The organism is Gilliamella sp. Occ4-3, assembly GCF_001690675.1.
Taxonomy (GTDB): Bacteria; Pseudomonadota; Gammaproteobacteria; order Enterobacterales; family Orbaceae; genus Gilliamella; species Gilliamella bombi.
On sequence record NZ_LZHR01000054.1, the window covers coordinates 1 to 25,056 of the forward strand.

At 34.3% G+C, this 25,056-nt stretch carries 21 protein-coding genes, 1 tRNA gene and 1 pseudogene; 8 read left to right on the forward strand and 15 right to left on the reverse strand.

The genetic code is table 11. The features are described from left to right. Positions 1-26: 26 nt before the first annotated feature. The 10 genes from A9G44_RS05960 to A9G44_RS06005 all read right to left on the reverse strand — a co-directional run bounded on the left by A9G44_RS05960 (position 27) and on the right by A9G44_RS06005 (position 10,255). On the reverse strand, positions 27-335 hold the full coding sequence (locus tag A9G44_RS05960) for a chorismate mutase (RefSeq protein ID WP_218837544.1): 309 nt from the start codon (positions 333-335) through the stop codon (positions 27-29). Between the two features lie 322 nt (positions 336-657). Beyond that, positions 658-733 (reverse strand) — tRNA-Ala (locus A9G44_RS05965). Between the two features lie 125 nt (positions 734-858). Then, positions 859-1,854 (reverse strand): protein translocase subunit SecF, encoded by a 996-nt coding sequence (gene secF / locus A9G44_RS05970; RefSeq protein ID WP_065609837.1) that lies wholly within the window; start codon positions 1,852-1,854, stop codon positions 859-861. A gap of 15 nt (positions 1,855-1,869) precedes the next feature. Beyond that, positions 1,870-3,726, reverse strand: coding sequence for a protein translocase subunit SecD (secD, locus tag A9G44_RS05975; protein WP_081298275.1), 1,857 nt, complete (start codon positions 3,724-3,726; stop codon positions 1,870-1,872). A gap of 68 nt (positions 3,727-3,794) precedes the next feature. Next, positions 3,795-4,124, reverse strand: coding sequence for a preprotein translocase subunit YajC (yajC, locus tag A9G44_RS05980; protein WP_065609808.1), 330 nt, complete (start codon positions 4,122-4,124; stop codon positions 3,795-3,797). A 186-nt stretch (positions 4,125-4,310) separates the two neighbouring features. Then, on the reverse strand, positions 4,311-6,047 hold the full coding sequence (locus A9G44_RS05985) for an NADH-quinone oxidoreductase subunit N (RefSeq protein WP_065609809.1): 1,737 nt from the start codon (positions 6,045-6,047) through the stop codon (positions 4,311-4,313). A gap of 6 nt (positions 6,048-6,053) precedes the next feature. Beyond that, positions 6,054-7,598, reverse strand: coding sequence for a complex I subunit 4 family protein (locus tag A9G44_RS05990; RefSeq protein WP_065609810.1), 1,545 nt, complete (start codon positions 7,596-7,598; stop codon positions 6,054-6,056). Positions 7,599-7,615: 17 nt separating this feature from the next. Next, positions 7,616-9,352, reverse strand: coding sequence for an NADH-quinone oxidoreductase subunit 5 family protein (locus A9G44_RS05995; protein ID WP_162162651.1), 1,737 nt, complete (start codon positions 9,350-9,352; stop codon positions 7,616-7,618). Positions 9,353-9,459: 107 nt separating this feature from the next. Then, positions 9,460-9,762, reverse strand: a complete 303-nt coding sequence (gene nuoK / locus A9G44_RS06000; RefSeq protein WP_034912410.1) for an NADH-quinone oxidoreductase subunit NuoK — start codon at positions 9,760-9,762, stop codon at positions 9,460-9,462. A gap of 1 nt (position 9,763) precedes the next feature. Continuing rightward, on the reverse strand, positions 9,764-10,255 hold the full coding sequence (locus A9G44_RS06005; RefSeq protein WP_034912407.1) for an NADH-quinone oxidoreductase subunit J family protein: 492 nt from the start codon (positions 10,253-10,255) through the stop codon (positions 9,764-9,766). 345 nt (positions 10,256-10,600) lie between these two features. On the opposite strand from A9G44_RS06005, the gene ppc reads away from it, so the two are divergent. Further along, positions 10,601-13,258 carry a phosphoenolpyruvate carboxylase gene (ppc, locus tag A9G44_RS06010; RefSeq protein ID WP_065609811.1) on the forward strand — a complete coding sequence of 886 codons (2,658 nt, stop codon included), beginning with the start codon at positions 10,601-10,603 and terminating at the stop codon, positions 13,256-13,258. Positions 13,259-13,281: 23 nt separating this feature from the next. Here ppc and A9G44_RS06015 read toward each other — a convergent pair whose 3' ends face one another. The 5 genes from A9G44_RS06015 to aspS all read right to left on the reverse strand — a co-directional run bounded on the left by A9G44_RS06015 (position 13,282) and on the right by aspS (position 18,671). Beyond that, a complete protein-coding gene (locus A9G44_RS06015) occupies positions 13,282-14,346 on the reverse strand; it encodes an SEL1-like repeat protein (RefSeq protein ID WP_065609812.1) in 1,065 nt (354 codons plus the stop codon). A 121-nt stretch (positions 14,347-14,467) separates the two neighbouring features. After that, positions 14,468-15,931, reverse strand: coding sequence for a 4-hydroxy-3-polyprenylbenzoate decarboxylase (ubiD, locus tag A9G44_RS06020; RefSeq protein ID WP_065609814.1), 1,464 nt, complete (start codon positions 15,929-15,931; stop codon positions 14,468-14,470). Between the two features lie 92 nt (positions 15,932-16,023). Further along, positions 16,024-16,440 (reverse strand): hypothetical protein, encoded by a 417-nt coding sequence (locus tag A9G44_RS06025; protein WP_034912393.1) that lies wholly within the window; start codon positions 16,438-16,440, stop codon positions 16,024-16,026. Between the two features lie 11 nt (positions 16,441-16,451). Next, positions 16,452-16,904, reverse strand: a complete 453-nt coding sequence (gene nudB, locus A9G44_RS06030; protein ID WP_065575376.1) for a dihydroneopterin triphosphate diphosphatase — start codon at positions 16,902-16,904, stop codon at positions 16,452-16,454. Positions 16,905-16,913: 9 nt separating this feature from the next. Further along, entirely contained in the window at positions 16,914-18,671 is a 1,758-nt protein-coding gene (aspS, locus tag A9G44_RS06035; RefSeq protein WP_065609815.1) for an aspartate--tRNA ligase, read from the reverse strand. 284 nt (positions 18,672-18,955) lie between these two features. Here aspS and A9G44_RS06040 point away from each other — a divergent pair. The 7 genes and pseudogenes from A9G44_RS06040 to glyQ all read left to right on the forward strand — a co-directional run bounded on the left by A9G44_RS06040 (position 18,956) and on the right by glyQ (position 25,055). Next, a pseudogene (locus tag A9G44_RS06040) lies at positions 18,956-19,391 on the forward strand (cysteine hydrolase family protein). 34 nt (positions 19,392-19,425) lie between these two features. Then, the gene (locus A9G44_RS06045; protein ID WP_034912385.1) at positions 19,426-20,214 is read left to right on the forward strand and encodes a DUF3100 domain-containing protein; all 789 of its coding nucleotides are present in this window, start codon (positions 19,426-19,428) and stop codon (positions 20,212-20,214) included. After that, positions 20,214-20,663, forward strand: a complete 450-nt coding sequence (locus A9G44_RS06050; protein WP_065609816.1) for a hypothetical protein — start codon at positions 20,214-20,216, stop codon at positions 20,661-20,663. Before A9G44_RS06045 ends, A9G44_RS06050 begins: the two co-directional genes overlap by 1 nt. Before the next feature lie 20 nt (positions 20,664-20,683). After that, positions 20,684-22,003 (forward strand): amidohydrolase, encoded by a 1,320-nt coding sequence (locus tag A9G44_RS06055; protein WP_065609817.1) that lies wholly within the window; start codon positions 20,684-20,686, stop codon positions 22,001-22,003. Between the two features lie 81 nt (positions 22,004-22,084). Further along, the gene (locus A9G44_RS06060; protein ID WP_065609818.1) at positions 22,085-22,858 is read left to right on the forward strand and encodes a molybdopterin-synthase adenylyltransferase MoeB; all 774 of its coding nucleotides are present in this window, start codon (positions 22,085-22,087) and stop codon (positions 22,856-22,858) included. Continuing rightward, on the forward strand, positions 22,855-23,811 hold the full coding sequence (dusC, locus tag A9G44_RS06065; RefSeq protein WP_065609819.1) for a tRNA dihydrouridine(16) synthase DusC: 957 nt from the start codon (positions 22,855-22,857) through the stop codon (positions 23,809-23,811). The genes A9G44_RS06060 and dusC overlap by 4 nt, the downstream gene beginning before the upstream one ends. 311 nt (positions 23,812-24,122) lie before the next feature. Further along, entirely contained in the window at positions 24,123-25,055 is a 933-nt protein-coding gene (gene glyQ, locus A9G44_RS06070) for a glycine--tRNA ligase subunit alpha (RefSeq protein WP_034912362.1), read from the forward strand. Position 25,056: the final 1 nt, after the last annotated feature.

Sequence of the window (25,056 nt, forward strand, 5' to 3'; positions counted from 1 at the left end):
AACTATTTTTAATAAAATTTCTGTTTTTATTTATTTTTGTTTTTGAAATATTTCAATTCTTCATCGATAAAATATCGTACTAGATTTGCATATAGATCTTTGATTACTTCACCATTAAGCCCTAATTCATTCGACCATTGCTTTCGTAGCATACTGTCAAAACGTTCTTTAGCTTGTACATCAGTAGTATTTTTTTTGAACTTACTGGCAGCTTTGACGTATTCAAAGCGTGTAGCAAACAATTTAATTATGGAATGGTCAATCTGATCTATTTCGGCACGAATGTGGTTCATATTCTCACATTTGTTTGGCGCTTGGGTAGGTTTATAAGTCACGATTTTATACCTTTTGTTTATTTAACTTTTTATATCCTATCACTATTAGATTATACACAAAAGTATCACTTAGTAGGTGTCATCGTTGCACTATATTTATATATACAAAATTGATTGTGCGCTTTTAATAGAATTGAGTTTAATATTTGGAGATATTTAATAATTAATTGATTTTTTATTTATTAAATCAATTTCGTTTTACATTGATACCGCCCAATAACACGATAATATAACTGAAAATTTTGTTTATATCCTTCTAGTAAAGGATTTACAGATTTTTTGTATTTTAATGGGTTTTAAAGGATCTTACAGAATATTGAATTGGTGGAGCCAAGGGGGATCGAACCCCTGACCTCAACGCTGCCAGCGTTGCGCTCTCCCAGCTGAGCTATGGCCCCAAATGAAAGGGATAAAACTGTGGCTAATAATATGCAACTAAACGATAAGTGTCAATTAGTTTGGTACTATTTGTTTGAAAAACAGTCTAATGAAACTCTGCCAATTAATGGCAGAGTTCACATAATTAACGCAATATTGAAGGTTGATCTGCCCCTTCTGCTTCAATTTTAGGGGGCATAAAGTGTTCACGTTTTACGCCTAATTTGAGTGACATATAAGCCGCTACATAAATTGATGAGATTGTACCAAGCACAATACCAACGCCTAATGTTTCAGAGAAACCTTTTAACATTGAACCACCGAAAATATAAAGAATAACGACCACTGCAAGGGTTGTACCTGACGTCATCAAAGTACGGTGCAATGTTTGTGTTAACGAGATGTTGATAACATCGTAAGGATCTGCTCGTCGAATCTTTCTAAAATTCTCACGAATTCGGTCGAAAACTACAATGGTATCATTGAGCGAATAACCAATTATCGATAACATTGCAGCAATGATAGTTAAATCTAGTTCTCGTTCAAATAATGATAGATAACCTGCGGTGATGATAACATCATGCGCTAAGGCAACAACCGCACCAGTACCAAATCGCCATTCAAAACGAAAGGCAATATAGATTAGAATACACACTAATGCGGCACAGATTGCCAATATACCATCTTGGGCAAGTTCAGAGCCTACTGTTGGTCCTACAAATTCAATACGTTTGATTTGAGCATCGGCATCAATATCTTTATGTATTAAATTGGAAATTTTTGTACCTAGTGCATTATCAATAGCTGATGACGTACTGCCATCTTCTTGTTTAGCTGAAGGTAATCGAATAATGATATCTTTACTGCTACCATAATATTGCACTATCGGCTCATGATAGCCAGCGTCGCGTAAACTGTTACGAAGGTCATCAAGGTTAACCACTTTTGTTACTGTGAGTTCTACTGTCGTACCGCCAGTGAAGTCTTGTCCTAGATTAAATCCTTTAACAAAAATAACCACAAACGATGCAACTACCAATAACATTGAAATAACAAAAGCAATAAAGCCAAATTTTAAAAAGTCGAGGACTCTGCGACCATGATTTAAATCTCTAACATCATGATTTTCTTTTTTATTAATAACCACAATAAACCTCTAAATTGATAACTTATTAACACGGCGTCCGCCATAAATAAGATTGGCTAATGCGCGAGTACCAACAATCGATGTAAACATTGATGTTACAATACCGATGCCTAATGTAATGGCAAAGCCTTTAATTGAGCCTGTACCAACAGCATAAAGAATAACAGCTGTAATTAATGTTGTTAGGTTGGCGTCAAAAATACTGCTCCAAGCACCAGCATACCCTTCATTAATTGCATGCTGAACACTGCGTCCATTGCTAAGTTCTTCTTTTATTCTTTCATTAATCAGTACGTTGGCATCAACAGCCATGCCAACGGTTAACACAATACCCGCAATACCTGGCATGCTTAACGTTGCTCCAGGAAGTAAAGACATTGCACCAACAATTAAAATTAAGTTAGCAACTAATGCAAGGCTAGCAAATACGCCAAACAGACGATACATCACTAACATAAAAATGACTGAAATCACTAAACCCCATGCGCAAGATTCTAACCCTTGAGTTATATTTTCTTGCCCCATTGATGGTCCAACAGTGCGCTCTTCAATGATTTGAATCGGAGCAATTAAAGCCCCTGCACGTAATAATAATGATAAATTTTTAGCTTCATCAATATTACCAATACCGGTTACCTGAAAACGGTCACTAAAAATACCTTGAATCGTTGCTACATTGATAACACGTTCTTGTTTTTCAAGAATTGGTTTGTCGTTTTCATCACGTTTACCAGTATCTTTGTATTCAACAAACAAGGTTGCCATTGCTTTATGAAGATTTTTTTGGGTAAAATCAAACATTCTTTTACCCCCCGAGCCATCAAGAGTGATTGCAACTTCGGGTTGGCCATATTGATTAACACGATATGAAGAATCAGTTATATGATCCCCTGTTAATACAATACGCTTATAAAGTAGTACTGGACGACCGTTCTCCATATATTTAATTTCTGAGCCATAAGGAACACGCATATCACCCTTTAAGATAGCTGGCAAGTTAGGAGAGCTTTCTTCATTAACTTGTCTAAATTCAAGTGTTGCCGTTGCTCCCAAAATACGTTTAGCTAATGCTGTGTCTTGTATACCAGGTAATTCAACAACTATACGATCTGCTCCTTGGCGTTGAACAATTGGTTCAGCTACACCCAACTGATTAACACGATTTCGTAAAATTGTAGTGTTTTGTTGTACAGCATCATTTTTGGCTTGTTGTAACCGTTGTTCACTAACATTAATTACAATAGCATTATCACTTTGAGAAACAACTTTGAAATCTTGTATACCGTTGATCTTAGTGATAGCTTTATTGCGATCTTCAGTATTATCAAATTGTATTAAAATTTGCTGATTACTATCTTTACTGATCGTTTTATAATTTAGTTTGCTATTAGTAAATTCGGTTTTTATGTTTTCAATGGATTGTTCAGTGAGTTTACTTAATGCGGTTGTCATATCGACTTCCATTAAAAAGTGAACACCACCACGTAAATCGAGACCAAGCTTCATTGGTTCAGCACCTAACACCGTAAGCCAAGTTGGTGTTGCTGGAGCTAAATTTAATGCAACGATATACTGCTCACCTAATGCTTCTGATATAATTTCTTTTGCTTTAAGCTGCGTATCGTTATCACCAAGACGAATTAAAATGGACTTATTTTCGTAAACCAGTGATTTTGGTTTGATATGATTATCAGTTAAAAGTTTTTTGATTTTATCTTGCGTAGCAACGTTAATTTCAGCTGTATCTGATCCTGAAATTTGTATAGCAGGATCTTCACCATAAATATTTGGAAGTGCATAAAGAAGGCCGAGGCAAATTACAACGACCAACATAATGTACTTCCACAAAGGATAACGGTTTAACACGACATATTCTCTTGTGGTATTAGGTAATTAATACAATGAACAATAATAGCTAATAAATACTATCTCTATTATAGTGATTTCATTGTCCCTTTTGGTAAGACTGATGTAATAAAGTCACGTTTGATCACAACTTCAGTCGTATCATTTAATTCTAACGCAATGTAACCATTTTCGTTAACTTTTGATACGCGCCCAATAAGTCCACCGTTAGTTAATACTTCATCACCTTTTGAAATTGATGCCATTAAATCACGATGTGCTTTAGCACGTTTTTGCTGAGGTCGCATAATCATAAAGTAGAAAAATAGCCCAAAAACTACTAACATGATAAAAAAATAAAGATTGCTTCCAGGGGCTTGCCCATCAGTAGCATAAGCATTAGAGATTAAAAAGTCCATATTGGTCCTCTTGATTAAAATAAATTTTAAAGGTCGGAATTATAACATAATAAATTAAGCTATTATTAACTATTTCTTGTCAAAAAGTTTCAGGTAACTATGCGTTCTAGTATAAAAACAAAGCATTCAATACTACCTAGGTTGATATAATTCCACCAATAAAACGATGTGGCAGATAAATGTTAATTAGGTTGCCAAATATTGCGCCATACTAACTAAATTAAATAGCCATTTAGGGTATATTCCACAAAGCATCGTCAATAAGGCACATAACACAATGATTAATTCACTTATTCTAATATCAGTCCATTTTAATTTAATTGAAGATTTGCTTGATATTAGATCATCACGACAAACAGGTCTTATATAAAGGTTTATAATTAAGCGAGCATAGAAGTAAAGACCTAATGCACTGCCAATAACAACGGCAGCGACTAACCACCATAATTCGGCTGTTACACCTAATAACACCAGTAAAAATCGTCCAACAAATCCCGCAGTTAAGGGAGTTCCCGCTAAAGATAAAAGTCCAACTCCCATGGCTAATGCTAGGATTGGCCTTCGCCAAAATAGTCCTGATAGGTCAATTTCGTTTTCATGATCTTGAAGTTCATCAGAGTGTGAATCTAAACTGATCGCGCCTAAAATACAGATATTAGCTAAAATATAGCCAATTAGATAAACACCAATAGTTTCTAATGCTAATACTTGATATTGCACAGCTATTAAAGCCGTTAATAAATAACCAAAATGTGCTATTGATGAATAAGCTAATAGTCGCTTTAAACTACTTTGCATTAGCGCCAATAAGTTGCCCCACAAAATAGAGCAAAACGCCATAATAACTAAAATAATACGAATAGTTTCATTGTTAACAATAGGTGCCAATAAAAATAGTCTTGCTATAGCACAAAAAATTGCAACTTTTCCGACTGTTGATAATAATAAGGCGACTATTGTTGGTGCACCTTGATAAACATCTGGTAACCAAAGTTGAAATGGTACAAGAGATAATTTAAAACCAATGCCGACTAGCATTAAGCATACACCTATCAATAATAATAAACTTGGATAAGACATTGTTGAGAGTTGATAGCTTAAGCCACTAAAAGTGAGTTCTCCGGTAGTTGCATAATAAAAAGCAATCCCCATTAATAAAAACACGCTGGCGATAGCAGATAAAATCATGTATTTAACTGCTGCTTCCAACGAATGAGTCTGCGTATATTGATAACCAATTAATCCAACAAATGGAATAGATAACAGTTCGATCCCAATAAAAAATGCAATTAAATGGCTTGAGTAAACAAGTGTTACACCACCTAATGCCATGAAAAGTAAAATTAAATAAAATAATCCATGATGATTCTGTTCTTGTTTAAACCAGCGATAAGCAAAACATGCAACGGAAATAGATATCATTAAAATCAAACTGGTGTAAAGTAGCCCATAGCCATCACAAGTAAATAGAGCTGTGATATGGTGTGCTTTCCACTCATCTGTTGACTCGTCATCAATATTCGAATTATTCACAACATTAGAATTAATATCGATATTTTTATTGTCAATGCTATTATTTTCGGTATTACTATCAATATTTATAGTTTCATCTTCATTAGATGATTCGGTCGTTTCTGTAGACACCGTATCAATTGCAATAGTTTCTTCACTCGATCGAGTTTGTTCTTTAGCGGACTCCGAAATCGATGCTGATATTTGCATATTATCACTGCTGATATTAGTAATAGCTTGAGTGCTAAAAGAAATTTTATATCCAACCATCACAGAGCAAATTAAAGCACAGGTTAATCCGCATACTGTTAAAATAGCACATCCTTTGGTACTTAATTTAAAAGCAAATAGTAAAGCTAAAAAAACGATGATGGCTAGACTTAATACAAGAATGGGTGATAAAGCTATCATAGGTTATTACTCCCCTACCCGCTCTGTGGTTATGTATTGTTGTGTTTGATTCACGACAGAATAAGACATATCTAAAACCACTTGAGGATATAAACCGATAAAAATAAGTACACTTAAAATAGTTGATAATAATAAAAGATCTTTCTTACTAAGCCGGCATTTTGTTGCAGCTCCTTTATCAACTACACCATAAAAAATTGGTTGTATACGTACAATAAACGAAATGGACAGTAATAATAAACCAATTACTAGTAAAATTGTATAATAGGAAAAAGCATTATAACTACCAAGCAACATCATATAATTCCCAATAAAATTAGCCGTACCGGGAATGCCTAACACTGCCAATATAAAAAACAGAGTAAAAGAAGATAAATAAGGCACTCTTTCTTTAAGCCCAACAAATTGATTTATGTTTCGCGTTGAATAACATTCAACTAATAATCCACTAATTATAAACATGCCGACGATTGCTAAATTGATGGCTATCATTTGAATAACCACACCTTGATAAGCAAGAACAGAACCACTATAGATCATTGCAGTTACAAAACCCATTAAAGCAATATGAATATAAGCTATTAGCTTTTTAATATCAGTTTGGTTAAAAGCAAGTAAAGCAGCATAAACAACCGTAAGTAGTGCAAATGCTAACATTAACGGCATAATAATGATTGATGCATTAGGAAATAGTGGTATAACAAAACGCAATAAACCAAATGCAGCTGTGTTAAGTAATAATCCACTAATCATCATTGAGCCAGTTGTTGAAGATTCGATATGAGCTTCAATAAACCAACCATGAAATGGAACAAATGGTATGCGAACGATAAAAGCAGCTAAAAATCCTAGCATAATTAAAAATTCGGTATAACTTGAAATTGGTGTTTTGGTTAATTCTTGATAATCAAACGTCCAATGTCCTGTTAAATTCCAGTTAATCAAAGCTAATGAAACTATCGAAATTAGCATAAGTAAACTGCTCACTTGAGTATAAATCAGGAATTTACTTGCACCATTAAAACGCAATTGCGAACTTGAATCTCGTCGTCCCCATAAGGAGATTAAAAAATAGATAGGGATTGCTACAGCTTCCCAAAAGAAAAACATTAAAAATAAGTCAGTGATTACAAATAACATCATGATTGCCGATGTCATAAATAATAGACATAAGTAAAATAGGCCAAGATTGTTTAAGCTTTCTTTACTAGAATAGATAATAGTCAATAATACAATAAATAAGGTTGAGGTAATAACAACCATAGATAAACCATCTAAGACAAGATGAAAATGAATGCCTAATAAAGGGATCCATTCTAGATTAACTTCTTTTACCCAATTTCCCCCTTGATTTAATATATTTATAGCATCTATCCATAATAATATTGACATCAACAATGTAAGAAAAATAGTAATAAAAGCTACAATTATTGGTAATTTTGACCAACGCATTTGTACATTGACAGAAACAACGCCTCTTTGTAAACATACATGGCATAACCAACCAATAAATCCGCCTATTACAGGTAAAAAAACGAGCCATAATAACATGAATGATTACACCTTTATTAAATAAAAATCAGTAGCATTAATATGAAAATGCTACCTATAACCATCGAAACCATATACCACCGAATTTGCCCATTTTCTAGATCAACGGTGAACGCGTTTACTTTTTTGATCCCCCTCATTATCCAATTATCCCAAAAAGCTAGTGGATCTTTTTTCAAAAAATGGGCTAAATAGACATAAGGTTTAACAAATAAAGTATGCAATAAATAATCATAATGCCAATCACTATTACATAAACGTAAAAGGAATTTAACCATTGGTGTATTTAGAATTTCTTGTACTTCGCTATTTGGATGAGCATATAAAATATAAGCAATCAAAAAACTCAATCCAGTCACTGCTGCTAGCAGTAGCTGAAAAGGTAACTGCCCATTAGTATCTAACTCAGCTATCGGAATAATACCTTGAGTTGGTAATGGGAAATAGATAAATAAAGCTGTAGTAAATATTAATAAGATGAAAATTGGTAAATAACTTAACCACTTGGTTTTAGTAAAATCATACTGTTTTTGTTTACGATAAAAAACCATTGAAATTAAGCGCCAAATACCCAAACTAGAAAGTAAAATACCAAACAAACCAATGGTTCCTAATATCAATTTATCTTGAGTCATTAAACCCAATATGATATCGCCTTTAATATAAAATGATGATGAAACCCAAGGCATAGCACTAAGTGATAGCATGATTAACAAAAATATCGCATATAACATCGGAAACGTTTTAATTAGACCACCTAGTTTACTGATATCTCGTTCACCTTGACATTTCTTAATTAAAATAGATGAAGCTAAAATTAGCAATGTGCTTGTTACGACATAATTAATTAAGCAATTAAGAGATAAACTCCAACTTTTTGTTGAAAAAGCATAAAATAAATAGCTAATTTGCGTTAAATTAATATATGTAACAATTCGTTTAATATCATACTGCACTAATGCAATGGTGCTAGCAAATAATATAGTCAATGATGAAATCATTGCTATAATAGCAAGAACATCGCTCGACATCATAAACAAATCACTAAGTCTTAAAACTAAATACACACCAGCTAAAATTACTGTTGAAGATTGCAATAAAGCCATCGCAGGCATTGGAGCTAATGTTGTTTCAGCAAACCATGAATGCATAGGAAATAATGCCGACTTGCCCATTGCCCCAAGAAATAGCATTAGAGTAATCCAAAATATGATATCAGAATCAACAGCCAAATTATCATGTGCTTGCGTCAAAACGTCACGGATATTTAATGTTTCTAGAGTTTGATACAGTAAAAATATACCAATAATTAGAAAAATATCAGTTAAATGCATAATCACAAATGCTCTAACTGCAGCATAACCATTACGAGGCTGTTTATAGTAAATACCAATGAGCAAGTAAGCACTTATACTCAAACCTTCCCAACCCATTAGCATAACAAACAAATTATTGACCAATATTATAGTTAATATGCTAGCAATTAATAAATTACTGTAAGCATAAAAGGTATAAATATCTTTTTTTGAAGTTAAATCACAAGCTGCAAAAAAATATACCCAAAAACCAAAAAATGAAATCAACGCTAAAAAGGTTAATGATAATCCATCCAAGGTTAAGGAAATAGGTACTGAAAAGTCACCTACCGAAAACCAATTCCACAGTGGTCGAGTGTAAACTAAGGTCATATCAGGTACTGTATTTGAACTAAAATCGATACAAGAAAATACAGTAATTAATGCTATTATCAGCATAGTAGTAATACCAATAATTATCACATTAATTGATCTGATATGTCTTCCCAAGCTCACCAATACTAAAAAAGAAAATAAGGGAACAATAATAGTTAAATAAAGTAAATTCATCCTTTCATTTCACTCAATGAGTCAATATTAAATGTTTTTCGACGGTAAAATAGTTTTATCATCAATGCAAGACCGACACAAACTTCGGCTAAGGCAGTTATTACTGCTAAAATAGCAAGTACTTGCCCATCAGATTGTTGCCAATAGCTACTTGCTGCAAACAACGCAACTATAACCCCATTATTCATAATAATAAGACTAAGTAATAAAAAATAGAAATGGCGTCGAATCATTATTCCTAACAAACCAATCACAAATAAAATAGAAGCAAGAATAAGACTATGTATGAGTGGAATCATATTATTTCTCCAACATAAGCCGATGCATAAAATGATAAGCAATCACAACTGCGCCCAATAGTAAAAACAGTGCCAATTCAGCTATCAAAATGTATGCATATTTAGACATTTCATGCATTAATTCATGAGACTCTTTCAGTTCTGAATAGTCAGTACTTACTACACTATAAATTAGGGCGACTAATAATACAAATGCTAAGACAAGTGGACCTAACCAGATTTTAGGACTAATTCCTTGCTTGTGGTTTTCAACATTATCATCTTTAATTTTCAAAATTGAAGCGACAAGTAAAAAAAGAGTTACCGATCCACCAATAAACAGTAAAATATATAAAATAGCTGAATAATATGTATTAAGTAGAATAAATATTAATGCTGAAGCAAAAAGTGAAATAACAAGATATAAAATTGCTTTATCAACACGTAAACTACTAATTACTTTTATACTAGCAACGACAGCAATAATCGACGCGATATAAAAAACAGCAATCATTAAATAATCCAATGTGTATTCATAATATAGCTAGTATATACCCAAATGATATCAAGATACAGTTTACCACTGTATTCATAAAAAATAATCCTGTTAAATAAGTTTTCTAATGAATATTTCTAATATCGAATAAACATTCGAAGTCTAATTTTTCATGATAGATATAATTAAAACAACTAAAACAAATAAAAACCATAAAATTTTATTATTTAAATTCAAAATCAAATTGTAATAAAGTATAACTTATGCACATTAATCAACATTATACCTATCCCATTAAATTGTCATTTTGATTCATACAGCTTAAAGGTGCTTAGGCATAATAAAATCGAAGACGAGAAAATCATGAATAACCAATACTCATCAATGAGAAGTAATGTCAATATGTTAGGTACTTTACTAGGGAACGCAATCAAACGTGCTACCGGTAATGAAACATTTGATTTAGTTGAAATGGTAAGACAATTATCAAAATCAGCTCAACAAGGAGATACTCAAGCTCATAATGAGTTACTTAAATTAATAGAAAACCTTAATGATGACGATTTATTACACGTTGCACGGGCATTCAATCAGTTTTTGAATTTGGTCAATACAGCCGCTGAGTATTATGGTATTTCACCCCATGGGGAAGCTTCTAGTAGTCCTAAAAAAATGACCGAATTATTTAGCACACTAAAAAACCTTAATTTTTCAAATCAAACTATTACAAAAGAAATTAATGATTTGTCAATTGAATTAGTGTTAACCGCACATCCGACCGAAATTAATCGCCGAACGATGATTAATACTTATACTGCTATAAATAACTGTCTATCACAACTGGACCATGATGATTTAGCTGACTACGAAATTGAGCGTATTATGCGACGTTTGAAGCAGTTAGTTTGTCAGGCTTGGTATACTGACGAAATACGTAAAAAACGACCTACTCCAATTGATGAAGCAAAATGGGGATTCTCAGTCATTGAAGATAGTCTATGGAATGGGGTACCTCTATTCTTACGTGAACTTAATGATCAGTTAGTTGATGCGTTTGATGAACAATTATCCGTTGATAATGTCCCTATTAAATTTACCTCATGGATGGGGGGTGATCGTGATGGTAACCCAAATGTCACAGCAAAAGTAACTGAAAAAGTCATGTTACAAGCCAGATTAAAGGCAATTGAGTTATTTTTAGCAGATATTCAAATACTTGTTCGTGAACTTTCAATGACGGAATGCAGTAATTCGGTCATTGAACTGTTAGATGAAAAAAACAAAAACGTTTCAGAGCCATATCGAGCTGTAATGAAGCAGTTACGAACACGTTTAATCAAAACTCACAACTATATTGAAGCTTTATTGAATAATGAACCTATATTAGCGCCTTGCGATATTTTGATTAAAAATGAGCAGTTGTGGAATCCGCTTTATGTATGTTATGAATCGTTAATTGACAATGGAATGTCAACAATTGCTCATGGACCATTGTTAGATACACTGCGTCGTATAAAAAGCTTTGGGTTACAATTAGTCAGATTAGATATCCGTCAAGACAGTTCAGTACATACAGAAGCGCTTGACGCATTAACCAAAGAACTTAACTTAGGTAGCTATGCTCAATGGTCTGAAGAAGAAAAACAAGCGTTTTTATTAGCAGAATTACAATCAAATCGACCATTATTACCTTACAGTTGGCAACCAGATCAAATGGTTCAAGAAGTATTAGATACTTGTCGTGTAATAAAGAAAGCGGGCGAAGAATCAATTGCCTCTTACGTAATATCAATGGCTAAAGCCCCTTCTGATATTTTAGCGGTCTATTTATTATTAAAAATCGTTGACTGCCACAAACACATTCCCATAGTACCGTTATTTGAAACTCTAGAAGACTTAAATAATGCTAAATCAGTCATGCAAAAACTACTGGATATCCCTTGGTATTACAATAAAATTCAAGGTAAACAGATGGTAATGATAGGTTATTCTGATTCGGCTAAAGATGCAGGTACTTTTTCCGCGTCTTGGGCACAATATCGGTCACAAGAGGAATTAGTTAATTTATTTGAAAAATATAATATCAATTTAGTGTTATTTCATGGACGAGGAGGATCAATTGGTCGAGGGGGCGCACCAGCTCATGCCGCACTGCTTTCGCAACCACCAGGATCATTAAAAGGAGGACTTAGAGTTACTGAACAAGGTGAAATGATCCGCTTTAAACTTGGTCTACCAGAAGTGGCTCTTAGTAGTCTTATGCTTTATACTTCTGCTATTTTACAAGCCAACTTATTACCACCACCAGCACCTAAACAGGAATGGCGCAATATTATGGATGAAATGTCAGAAATTTCATGCCATTGTTATCGTAGTTATGTACGAGAACGAGCTGAATTTGTTGATTATTTTAGAGCAGTAACACCAGAGGTTGAATTAGCCAGATTACCACTAGGCTCAAGACCACAAAAACGCCGAACAGGTGGAGGGATTGAAAGTTTACGTGCTATTCCTTGGATTTTTGCTTGGACACAAAACCGTTTAATGGTGCCATCTTGGCTCGGAGCAGGTAGTGCACTTAGAGCTGTTATTGGAGAAGGCAGACAAAACATTCTTAAAGAGATGTACCACAATTGGCCTTTCTTTAATGCCCGATTAGGTATGCTTGAAATGGTTTACGCAAAATCTGCACCAAATATTCACCAATATTACGAACAACGTTTAGTCGATCCTGCATTATGGCCATTAGGTGAAGAATTAAGAAATTTGCTAACCCAAGATATCAATACAGTATTAACTATTACTGATGATATTAGCCTAATGGCTGATTTACCTTGGATAGCGCAGTCGGTGGCCTTACGTAATACTTATATTGAGCCATTAAACTTGTTACAAGTAGAGTTACTGAGTCGTTCACGAAAAAACAACGATAATGATAATAATAATGAAAACATCATAGTTGAACAAGGGCTAATGATCACCATCTCAGGAATCGCAGCGGGTATGAGAAACTCTGGATAAATTAAAAAAGGCTAATGCCTTTTTTAATTTTCCGGTAATAATTGTTCTAAATAAGCTTTAGCGTCTTGATCTCCTTGCTCGCTAGCTTTAGTAAACCAATAAATAGCACGCTCTTGATCTTTATCCGTACCTTCGCCTTCTAGATATTTAACACCTAAATTATATTGAGCATCAACACTTCCCTGCTCTGCAGCTTTTAGATACCATTCAACGGCTTTTTCCTCGTTTTTAGGCACTCCTCCACCTACATCATACATCACACCAATATTATATTGAGCATCAGCATTACCAGCTTCAGCGGCTTTAGTGAACCAATATGCCGCTTGCGTATTGTCCGGTTTAGTTCCTGTACCTGTTACATACATAATTGCTAAATTGTACATCGCTAATACATGGCCATGCTCTGCCGCTTGTGTATAAAAATAGCTAGCTGCCACATAATCTTGGGTTAAACCATCGCCATTTTCAGACATTAACCCCAAATAATATTGTGCTTCTGGAATATTATCTTTAGCTGCTTTACTAAACCAATCAGCTGCCGTCATGCGATCTTCTTTTACGCCATCACCAAAAAAATACATAATACCAAGATTTAGATAAGCGTCATAAATACCTTCATCACCAGCCTGTGTAAAATAATCAATCGCAGTCGGTATGTTTTTTTCTACTCCATTGCCTTCTTTATACATTAAAGCTAAATTATATTTAGCTAATGCATAATTTTGATCTGCCGCTAATTTAAAATATTTAAATGCTTCATTTAAATCAGGTTCAGTACCTAAACCACTTTGGTACATAAATGCTAAATTATTTTGTGCTTTGGCAAGCCCTTGTTCAGCCGCTTTTTTATACCAGAAAAAAGCTCGAACATCACTAACCTCAACACCTAATCCTTGTTTATAAATATTTCCTAATGAGTACTGAGCTTCTGAGTTCCCTTTTTCTGCAGACAAACGTAAAGAAGGGAGCAATGAATCTGACGCTTTAAGCTTTAATTGAGTATCATCTGATTGCGTCTTATAATTTGTAGCCATTGCACTATAAGAAATAGATAACAATAGTACTAACAATATTTGAATTTTTTTCATATTTTTTAATTATTATAGCAATTTTAATAATTATACATAAATGCAATATAAGGGAATAGTTTTTGTTTAATTCTTATTTGGACTATTTTATTTATACAATTAATATTGATTAAAGATAATTCTATAAACCTAACTCATCCCAAATTTCGTCAATATGGGCAATGACTTTTGGATCTTTCTTAATTATCTTTCCCCATTCACGATTTGTTTCACCTGGCCATTTATTGGTAGCATCTAAACCCATTTTAGATCCTAATCCTGATACAGGTGAAGCAAAGTCTAAATAATCGATCGGTGTATTATCAATAAAAGTCGTATCCCGATGAGGATCCATACGTGTCGAAATAGCCCACATTACATCTTTCCAGTCACGTGCATTAATATCATCATCACAGACAATTACAAATTTGGTATACATAAATTGCCTTAAATACGACCAAATTCCCATCATAACTCGTTTAGCATGACCTGGATATTGCTTTTTAATAGTAACAATCGCAATACGGTATGAACATCCTTCTGGCGGTAAATAAAAATCAACAATTTCAGGAAACTGCTTTTGTAAAATTGGAATAAAAACTTCATTCAAAGCAAGTCCCATGATTGCGGGTTCATCTGGTGGTCTACCTGTATAAGTTGAGTGATAAATCGCATCTTTCCGGCGAGTTAAGTGCGTTACGGTAAATACGGAAAATTGCTCAACTTCATTATAATAACCTGTGTGATCACCATACGGACCTTCTGATGCTAACTCATTAGGATCAATATAACCTTCAAGAATTATCTCTGCACTAGCTGGAACTTCTAAATCATTCGATAACGATTTGACTACCTCTGTTCGGCTACCACGTAATAATCCAGAAAAAGCATATTCAGGTAGAGTATCTGGCACTGGTGTCACTGCACCTAAAATGGTTGCTGGATCAGCTCCAATAGCAATACTAACTGGAAATCTTTCGTTTGGGTGTGCTTGTTGCCATTCGGCAAAATCAAGTGCACCACCACGATGTGAAAGCCAGCGCATGATCAATTTATTTTTTCCTAAAAGTTGCAGGCGATAAATGCCCACATTTTGTCGATCTTTATAAGGGCCTTTAGTAATAGTCAGTCCCCATGATAACAGAGGTGCTACATCATCGGGCCAGCAATGCATAATAGGTAAGCGAGTCAAATCCACCTCATCATCCTTAAAAATCACCTCTTGGCATGGTGCTGAAGAACGATGTTTGACAGGCATATTTAGTACTTGTTTATACTTAGGTAATACATTAAAAAATTGCCGTATGCCCTTAGGGGGTTCCGGTTCACGTAAAAATGCCAATAACTCACCAATTTCACGCAAAGCTGAAGTATCTTCACGCCCCATTCCCATTGCAACACGTTTAGCGGTACCAAACAAATTACATAAAACAGGCATATCATAACCAATCGGATTTTCGAATAATAAAGCAGGGCCTCCATTACGTAAAACACGATCAGCAATTTCGGTCATTTCGAGATAAGGATTAACAGGAAAAGTAATTTTTTTTAATTCACCTTGTTGTTCAAGATAATCTAAAAAATCTCTAAAATTTGAAAAATTCATTTATTACTACTCCCTGTTACTTAATAGTCTTTAGTTAACCAAATCCTAAAATCATTTTTAATACTTAATACTAATGTAGCTTTGATATTTAACTAGTCTGCATCAAAGTTTTCACTATATATAGGTACTTGTTTATTTTGATTACACTCAACTATTTTAGGTAATAAGGCATCAAATTGTTTTTTATCGATTTCAATAAATTTATCTTGCTCAGCTTGATAAAATAAAAATTGTTCAGATTGATCATCAAATAGAAACGAGGCTATCCAGTCATTTCGATCATCACTATTTTCATTAGCAAATATCTGAATAATACTATTTTCACGTTTTTCAGGTTGATCATGTAATTTATAATCAATTATCTTCTCTGATATTTTAACGTCATACTCATCAAAAATAATATAATCATTTTGATTAGGTTGACACTTTGTTATATTTATATCGGCATTACAAGTTGGTACAAAAAAACATAAGCAGGACAACGCAACGGCATATAGGCTTAATTTCATTTTCAAACCTCTTAATTAGATTTAATCAAATTGTGAATATTACCAATAGCTTCACTGTTATTTGGAGATAAAGTAAGATTGATTGCTTCATCAATTGTTAACCATTGATAATCTAAATGCTCAGTAAGTACTGGTATTATCTCATTAATAATAGGCAGATAAAACCAATGTTCTTTATTTAGCTTAACTTCTGGTGCATATTTATGTCTAAATTGCGGGAAAATCTCAAATTCAACGGAATACTTTGCATCAATTAACTCAAGATTTTGCCCTATAATATCAATGCCTGTTTCTTCAAAAACCTCACGAATTGCTGTTTCTCGTGGTAGCTCATTATTTTCCATACTACCTGTTACTGATTGCCAAAAACATGGGTCGTCTTGGCGCTGTAACATAAGACAACGGTTTGTTATCTGGCAGAAAATCACCACCAGAACAGATTCAGGTTTTTTGAATTTTCGCATCAAATATCACTATTTTTTACTTACTTCAATACCAAGTTCAGTCAATGCTGCAATATTGGCTGGGCTTGGAGCATCAGTAAGTAAACAAGTTGCTGCTGTAGTTTTAGGAAACGCTATTACATCGCGAATATTATCCGTTCCAGTTAATAACATACTTAATCGATCTAATCCAAATGCCAATCCTGCATGAGGAGGTGTGCCATATTTTAATGCATCAAGTAAAAAACCAAATTTCTCACGTTGATCATGTTCATTAATACCTAAAATTGAAAAGACAGCTTGTTGCATTTCGCTACGGTGAATACGAACCGATCCACCACCAACCTCATAACCATTGATTACCATATCATAAGCATTTGCAACAGCATTTTCAGGATTATTCAGAAGTTCTTCTGGTGTATAATCTTTTGGTGACGTAAATGGATGATGCATAGCACTTAAACCTTCATCTGTTTGTTCAAACATCGGGAAATCAATAACCCAAAGTACCGCCCATTTACTTTCATCGGTTAAACCTAAATCTTTACCAACTTTTAAACGTAATGCCCCTAACGCATCACTCACTACTTTATAGCTATCGGCACCAAATAATAAAATATCACCATCTTTAGCATTGGCACGATTAAGCAGTGCTTCCATTTGCAATTCATTAAAGAATTTAGCAACTGGGCTTTGTACACCTTCTAACCCTTTGCTACGTTCATTAACTTTAATCCAAGCCATACCTTTTGCGCCGTAAACTGAAATGAATTGCGTATATTCATCAAGTTGTTTACGTGTTAATTGTGCACCGTTTGGAACACAAAGCAACGCAACGCGTCCTTTCGGATCGTTAGCTGGTGTTGAAAACACTTTAAAATCAACATCTTTAACCAAATCAGCCACATCAATAATTTCAAGCGGATTACGCAGATCAGGTTTATCACTTCCAAAGCGACGCATCGCTTCAGCAAAAGTCATAATAGGAAACTTACCTAAATCCACATTTTTCACATGTAACCAAAGCTCACGAATCATCTTCTCCATAACATCACGCACTTGCTCTGCTGTCATAAATGAAGTTTCAACATCGATTTGCGTAAACTCAGGTTGACGATCGGCTCTTAAATCTTCATCGCGAAAACATTTTACAATTTGATAATAACGGTCGAATCCTGACATCATTAGCAATTGTTTAAATAATTGTGGCGATTGTGGCAGCGCATAAAACTCACCTTTATGAATTCGACTTGGAACCAAGTAATCTCGTGCGCCCTCAGGAGTTGCTTTGGTTAACATTGGTGTCTCAATATCTAAAAAACCATGTTCGTTCATAAATGAACGAACAAATGCGGTAATTTTAGCTCGCGTTTTAAAGATCGTTGCCATTTCAGGGCGACGCAAGTCAATATAACGATATTTTAGACGTTGCTCTTCACTGTTGTTTTGATTGAAATCAAGAGGCAATACATCGCTACGGTTAAATATTTTCAATTCAGTTGCCAAAATTTCAACCTCTCCGGTTGCCATATCTTTATTGATTTGACCTTCCGGACGAGCTCTTACTTTGCCTTTAATTTGGATACAAAATTCATTACGAAGTTCACCAGCAAGTTGATATGCTTGTTGATAATCAGGATCAAAAAAAACTTGTACAATACCTTCACGATCACGCATATCGATAAAAATCATACCGCCTAAGTCTCGGCGTTTATTGACCCAACCACATAATGTTACTTCTTGATTAATATAACTTGCATTGAGTTGTCCGCAATAAATTGTTCTCATTAAAATATCCTGTGTACTATTAGCAAAATAATAATTATTATAGAGCAATTTATCAGGGTATAAAGACCATGATTTAAAATAATTTTCATTTAATTTATTTATAGTTAGTTTTTGATAATAAATTTACTTTATAAAAGTTTTTATAAAATAAATTAAATTCAAAAAGATACCAATTAGATCTTAATTTTATAAAAAATATAATCAAATTACTTATTGAAAATAACTTGTCATATCAAATATTTATTAATAAGCTTTAATATTATTTAATAGTTTATTTACTTGATATGAAAGCGTTAATTTCAATTGATTATACGAATGATTTTGTTGCTGATAATGGAGCTTTAACTACAGGCCTAGCTGGTCAAAAAATTGAAGCAGAAATGCTAAACGTAGCAGAATCATTTATAAAAAATAATAATTTTGTCGTTTTTGCTATCGATTCTAATGACCCTTCTGATAGATTTCACCCTGAATATTCTCTTTTTCCGCCTCATAATATAATTGCTACTTTAGTACAACAATTATTTGGTAGTTTAAATAACCTTTATCAAAAATATAAAAATACTAATCATATCTATTGGATAAATAAGCGCCACTATTCAGCTTTTTGCGAGACGGATCTTGATTTACGATTACGCGAAAAATGCTGTAACCAGCGTTGATCCAATCGGTCATCAATGGGCTTTAGATCATTTTAAAAATACATTAGGGCAACGATAATTTAAAAATATTTTAAATAAATTAAGGAGTAAGAATGAAAGTTTTACGAGATTATAAAGTGCATTTACTTGCATTAGTCGTTGTTTTGGCATGTGAGTTTATCGGTAAGCAGTCTATTTGGATTATCGCAGTGTATCCGATGTTATACGCCATGATCATTGGTGGAGTAATAAGTGTTCCCAAATTAAAGATATTAAAACTAAACAATATGAATAATGCCAGCGCCATTATGATTGTAACTTTGATGTTACTTATTGCCAAGCTTGGCGTTTCTGTCGGTCCTAAGATTGATATGATTCTAAAAGATGCTAAGTTAGCATTAATTTTTCAGGAATTAGGCCATTTTGCTGGTACGATTTTATTGGGTTTGCCACTAGCAATGATATTAGGCATGAAACGTGAAGCTGTAGGTGCAACTTATTCTGTTGCTCGCGAACCGAATATAGCAATTGTTGCAGATAAATATGGATTGGATTCCGCTGAAGGTCGAGGCGTTATGGCGATGTATGTTTGTGGCACACTTTATGGCGCTATTTGGATGAGTATACTAGCCAGTGTGATGGCAAAACTAGATATTCTCCATCCTTATGCTTTAGCCATGGGAGCTGGGGTTGGAAGTGGTAGTATGATGGCGGCATCACTTGCTCCAATAAGTGACCTTTATCCAGAAATGGCTAGTGAAATCAAAGCCTATGCAACAACAGCAAACTTAATGTCGAGTGTTGTTGGCATTTATATTTATACATTATTTTCACTACCATTTGCCTCTTTCTTATATAACATTTTTTCGCGTTTACGACGTAACAAAGAAGGAGCACTATAATGAAAAGTTTAGAAACAATATTTTTACTGATCTTAGTTGCCATTATTATGGCTGCTGGTAATACAGTAGGTTACAAAATTGATTTTATACTGTCATTAGAAGCGTTATCAATTTTAGTTGTTATATCAATTGTTGGTTATTTTGTTGGCAAAATTCCAGTATTAAACAAATTTCCAGTTATTTTATGGGTATCAGTTGTAGCCGCAGTGGCTTCATCACCTATTTTCCCTTTTCATGAACAAGTTGTTTCACTTACTGACAAGGTTTCTTTATTGGCGGTTTGTACCCCAGTGCTTGCTTATGCTGGATTGGCTATTGGTAAAGATTTAGCATTATTTAAAAGTATCTCATGGCGAATTATTCCTGTTTCATTAGCGGTATTTTCAGGCACTTTTATTTTGGCAGCAATCATTGCTCAAATCACCTTGCATTGGGAAGGTGTTATCTAATTTGCACTAGGATTTAATTTATGACAAAAGAAGAACTTAAAAAAAAGGTTTGTAGTGCAATTGCAAACCGTAAAGCCGATATTAAGGCGATTGCTGAATCAATTTGGGTAGAACCTGAACTTGGTTATAAAGAACACAAAACAGCTCAAAAAGTTGAGCAAACTTTTGAAAAACTAGGTATTCCATTTAAAAATAAATTAGCAATAACAGGAGTAAAAGGTCGCCTAAAAGGAGGAAAAGGTAGTAAATATAGCATTGCCGTTATCGGCGAGCTTGATGCTATTATTTGTGCAGATCACCCTGCTGCTGACGAAACATCTGGTGCTGCGCACTGCTGTGGACATAATGCTCAAATTGCCAATATGATGGCAGTAACGATGGGATTAATTGATTCAGGGGCTATGCAATTTTTAGCTGGCGATGTCGTACCATTTGCCGTTCCAGCAGAAGAATATGTTGAAATAACTTATCGAAATCGCTTAATAGAAGAAGGTAAAATCAAATATATTGGTGGCAAACCAGAGTTAATTTCACGTGGCGAGTTTGACGATATTGATATGGCATTACAAATACATTTAACTAGTGTACCTAATGAACGCCAAAATGGTTTTATCGAAATATCAACAACTAGCAATGGTTTTATCGGAAAATTAATTAAATATAAAGGTGAGGCAGCACATGCAGCTGCAGCGCCTCATGCTGGCGTGAATGCCTTAAATGCTGCGATGATGGGAATGATGGGGGTGCATGCTATTCGTGAAACATTTCAAGAAAAAGACTACATTAGATTCCATCCAATTATTACCCAAGGTGGTGATTTAGTAAATGTAGTTCCAAGCGATGTCAGAATGGAAAGCTATGTGCGCGCAGGCAATGTGCCTGCCATGATTGATGCCAATGAGCGAATAAATCAAGCATTAAAAGCTGGAGCAATGGCTGTTGGGGCAACGTGTGAAATTAAAGATCTACCAGGTTATTTACCTTTGCAAAACAACCCAACGCTTAATGACTTTTTACAAAGTAATGCACAAGATCTAATTGGTGCTGATAATGTTTGGATTGCGCCTCATATGACAGGTAGTACGGATACTGGAGATTTATCTCACATTATGCCTGTTAGCCACCCATGGATTGGTTCAGTTCGAGGTGTTTTACATGGTAAAGATTATACGGTATTTGATGAAGAAATGGCTTACATCCGTCCTGCGCAAATGATGGCATGTACAATTATTGATTTACTTTATGATGATGCCAAACCTGCACAGAAGCTGATGTCAGAATATAAACCACTAATGACCAAAGATGAATATTTAACCTTTCTATCTGGCTTTGACAAATAATCTTAATAGCTTGGCATATTGTTGTGCCAAGTTTCTGTTATAATGCTTCTTCATAATTAACCACAATAATAGTCGCACAATATGCTAGAACTTACTGATCAAGAATTGTTTCGTTATGATAGACAAATCACATTGCGTGATTTCGATATTGATAAACAGCAAATATTGAAAAACAGTTCAGCACTGATCATTGGTTTAGGCGGACTTGGTTGCGCTGCATCACTCTATTTAGCCGCATCAGGTTTAGGCAAATTAACGTTAGTTGATTTTGACACCATATCAAAATCCAACTTAAATCGACAAATCTTATATACCGAAAGCTTTATTAATCAATACAAAGTCGAGGTGGCAAAAGAGACCTTAACCAATATAAATGCCAATACGTTAATTGAAACAGTAAATCAGCGACTTGATGATAATAAGCTTATTTCACTTATTAAACAACATGATATTGTCATAGACTGTACGGATAACCTAGTGACACGAGAGCAAATTAACCGCTGTTGCTTTCAAGTAAAAAAAACGTTAGTTTCTGGAGCGGCAATCCGTATGGAGGGGTTATTAAGTGTATTTACATACCAATCTAATGAACCCTGTTATCACTGTTTAAGTCGCTTATTTGGTAAAGATCAACTCACTTGTGTTGAGACCGGCGTCATGGCTCCGCTTGTTGGAATGTTTGGTTCCATGCAAGCCTTAGAAGCGATAAAAGTGTTAACTCAATATGGAAAACCATTAATTGGTCGTGTATTAATGATTGATACAATGACAATGGAGTTTAGCCAAGTTAAATTTACCAAACAACCTAATTGTCCTGTTTGTGGTAATGGTAATACCAATCAGGTTTCTCAATGAAAATTAATCGAATTATTTTAGCTCCTATGGAGGGAGTACTTGATTATCAAGTCAGACAACTTTTAACTGAAATTAACCAATTTGATTATTGTGTTACAGAATTTATCAGAGTGACCAATCACAAATTATCAAATAGGACTTTCTATCGCCTATGTCCTGAACTTTACAATAATGGAAAAACCAAATCTGGCACGCCAGTTCGTGTCCAAATTTTAGGACAGTCGCCAGAGTGGATGGCTGAAAATGCCGTTAAAGCTATCGAATTAGGTTCTTATGGCATAGATATCAATTTTGGTTGCCCTGCCAAAACTGTAGTTGGCAGCCATGGTGGCGCTTATTTATTACAATATCCAGAGCAGATATTTAATATTGTCAGCCAAGTACGACAAGCTATAGGTGCAACAAATAAATTATCAGTCAAAATTCGCTTAGGTTGGGATAATAAATCACATTGCCACGAAATTGCCAACGCAATTGAACTTGCCGGAGCCAACGAAATAGCAATTCACGGAAGGACCAAAGAAGACGGCTATAAAACTGAAAAAATAGATTGGCAAACAATAGGCCAAATCAAACAGCACTTAAAAACTCCTGTTATTGCTAATGGTGAAATTTTCTCTATTGCAGATGCAGAAAATTGCATAAGCCAAAGCCAAACTAATGACATTATGCTAGGGCGAGGTATTTTAACTATTCCAAACCTAGCTAATATGATTCGAACTAAACAGTCAGCATTAAATTGGCAACAAGTGATGGAAATTTTAATTCACTATGCAACATCATCTATTGATAATGCTAAACCTTTTTATCACTCTGCTCGCATCAAACAATGGCTTACTTATTTAAAACAGCACTATGTTCAAGCGTCAGAAATATTACAAAACATTAGAACACTCAAATCACAACAAGAAATTTGTCAATTTTTAACTAATAGCAACAAAAATAATACATAAAAATCGAGGATATTTTGCCAACGATTAAATAAGCTAAATAACATATTACTAATAAAATATAGTCTATTCATTTGATATTAAACGATTAATTAATGTTAATCAGAAAAGGTTATATGTTGTCCTACTTTTCCATAAAAAACGTTCAGGTAGGGTATTGATTTTATTTAATTTTTTTATTTTTGCAGAAAAATCAATTAGTTATTCAATATTAGGCAGAGCCTGATTAGGCATTTCACAAGTATTGATAAAAAGTATAATATATAGCACTATTTAAATTATCGAAATATCAATTCAACCATAAAGATAACATCATGCAAAAGTTTAATGTCAAAACCTTTCAGGGGTTAATTCTTACGTTACAAGACTACTGGGCTAATCAGGGATGCACTGTGATTCAGCCTTTGGATATGGAAGTTGGTGCGGGGACATCTCACCCAATGACTTGCCTACGAGCGCTGGGGCCAGAACCTATTAATGCGGCTTATGTTCAACCATCACGTCGCCCAACCGATGGCCGCTATGGTGAGAACCCAAATAGGCTTCAGCATTATTACCAATTTCAAGTTATCTTAAAACCTTCTCCTGATAATATTCAAGAGCTTTATTTAGGTTCGTTAAAACAATTAGGTCTTGACCCAACTGTTAATGATATCCGTTTTGTTGAAGATAATTGGGAAAACCCAACCCTTGGTGCTTGGGGGCTTGGATGGGAAGTTTGGTTAAATGGTATGGAAGTAACCCAATTTACTTACTTTCAACAAGTTGGTGGGCTTGAATGTAAGCCAGTTACTGGTGAAATCACTTATGGACTTGAACGCTTAGCAATGTATATTCAAGGCGTGGATAGTGTTTATGATTTGGTTTGGAGTGATGGTGCATTTGGTAAAACAACTTATGGCGATGTGTTTCATCAAAACGAAGTTGAGCAGTCCACTTATAATTTTGAATATGCAAATGTTGAATTTTTATTTTATTGTTTTGAACAACACGAAAAAGAAGCCAAGTTTTTGCTTGAGTTAGAAAAACCACTGCCACTACCCGCTTATGAACGCATCTTAAAAGCGGCCCACTGTTTTAATTTACTTGATGCTCGTAAAGCAATTTCAGTAACTGAGCGACAACGTTATATTTTGCGCATCAGAACATTAACCAAAATGGTGGCGGAAGCCTATTACGCATCACGTGAAGCTCTTGGCTTCCCTATGTGCCAAAATTCACAATCTAACGAAAGTGCATCAAAGTAGG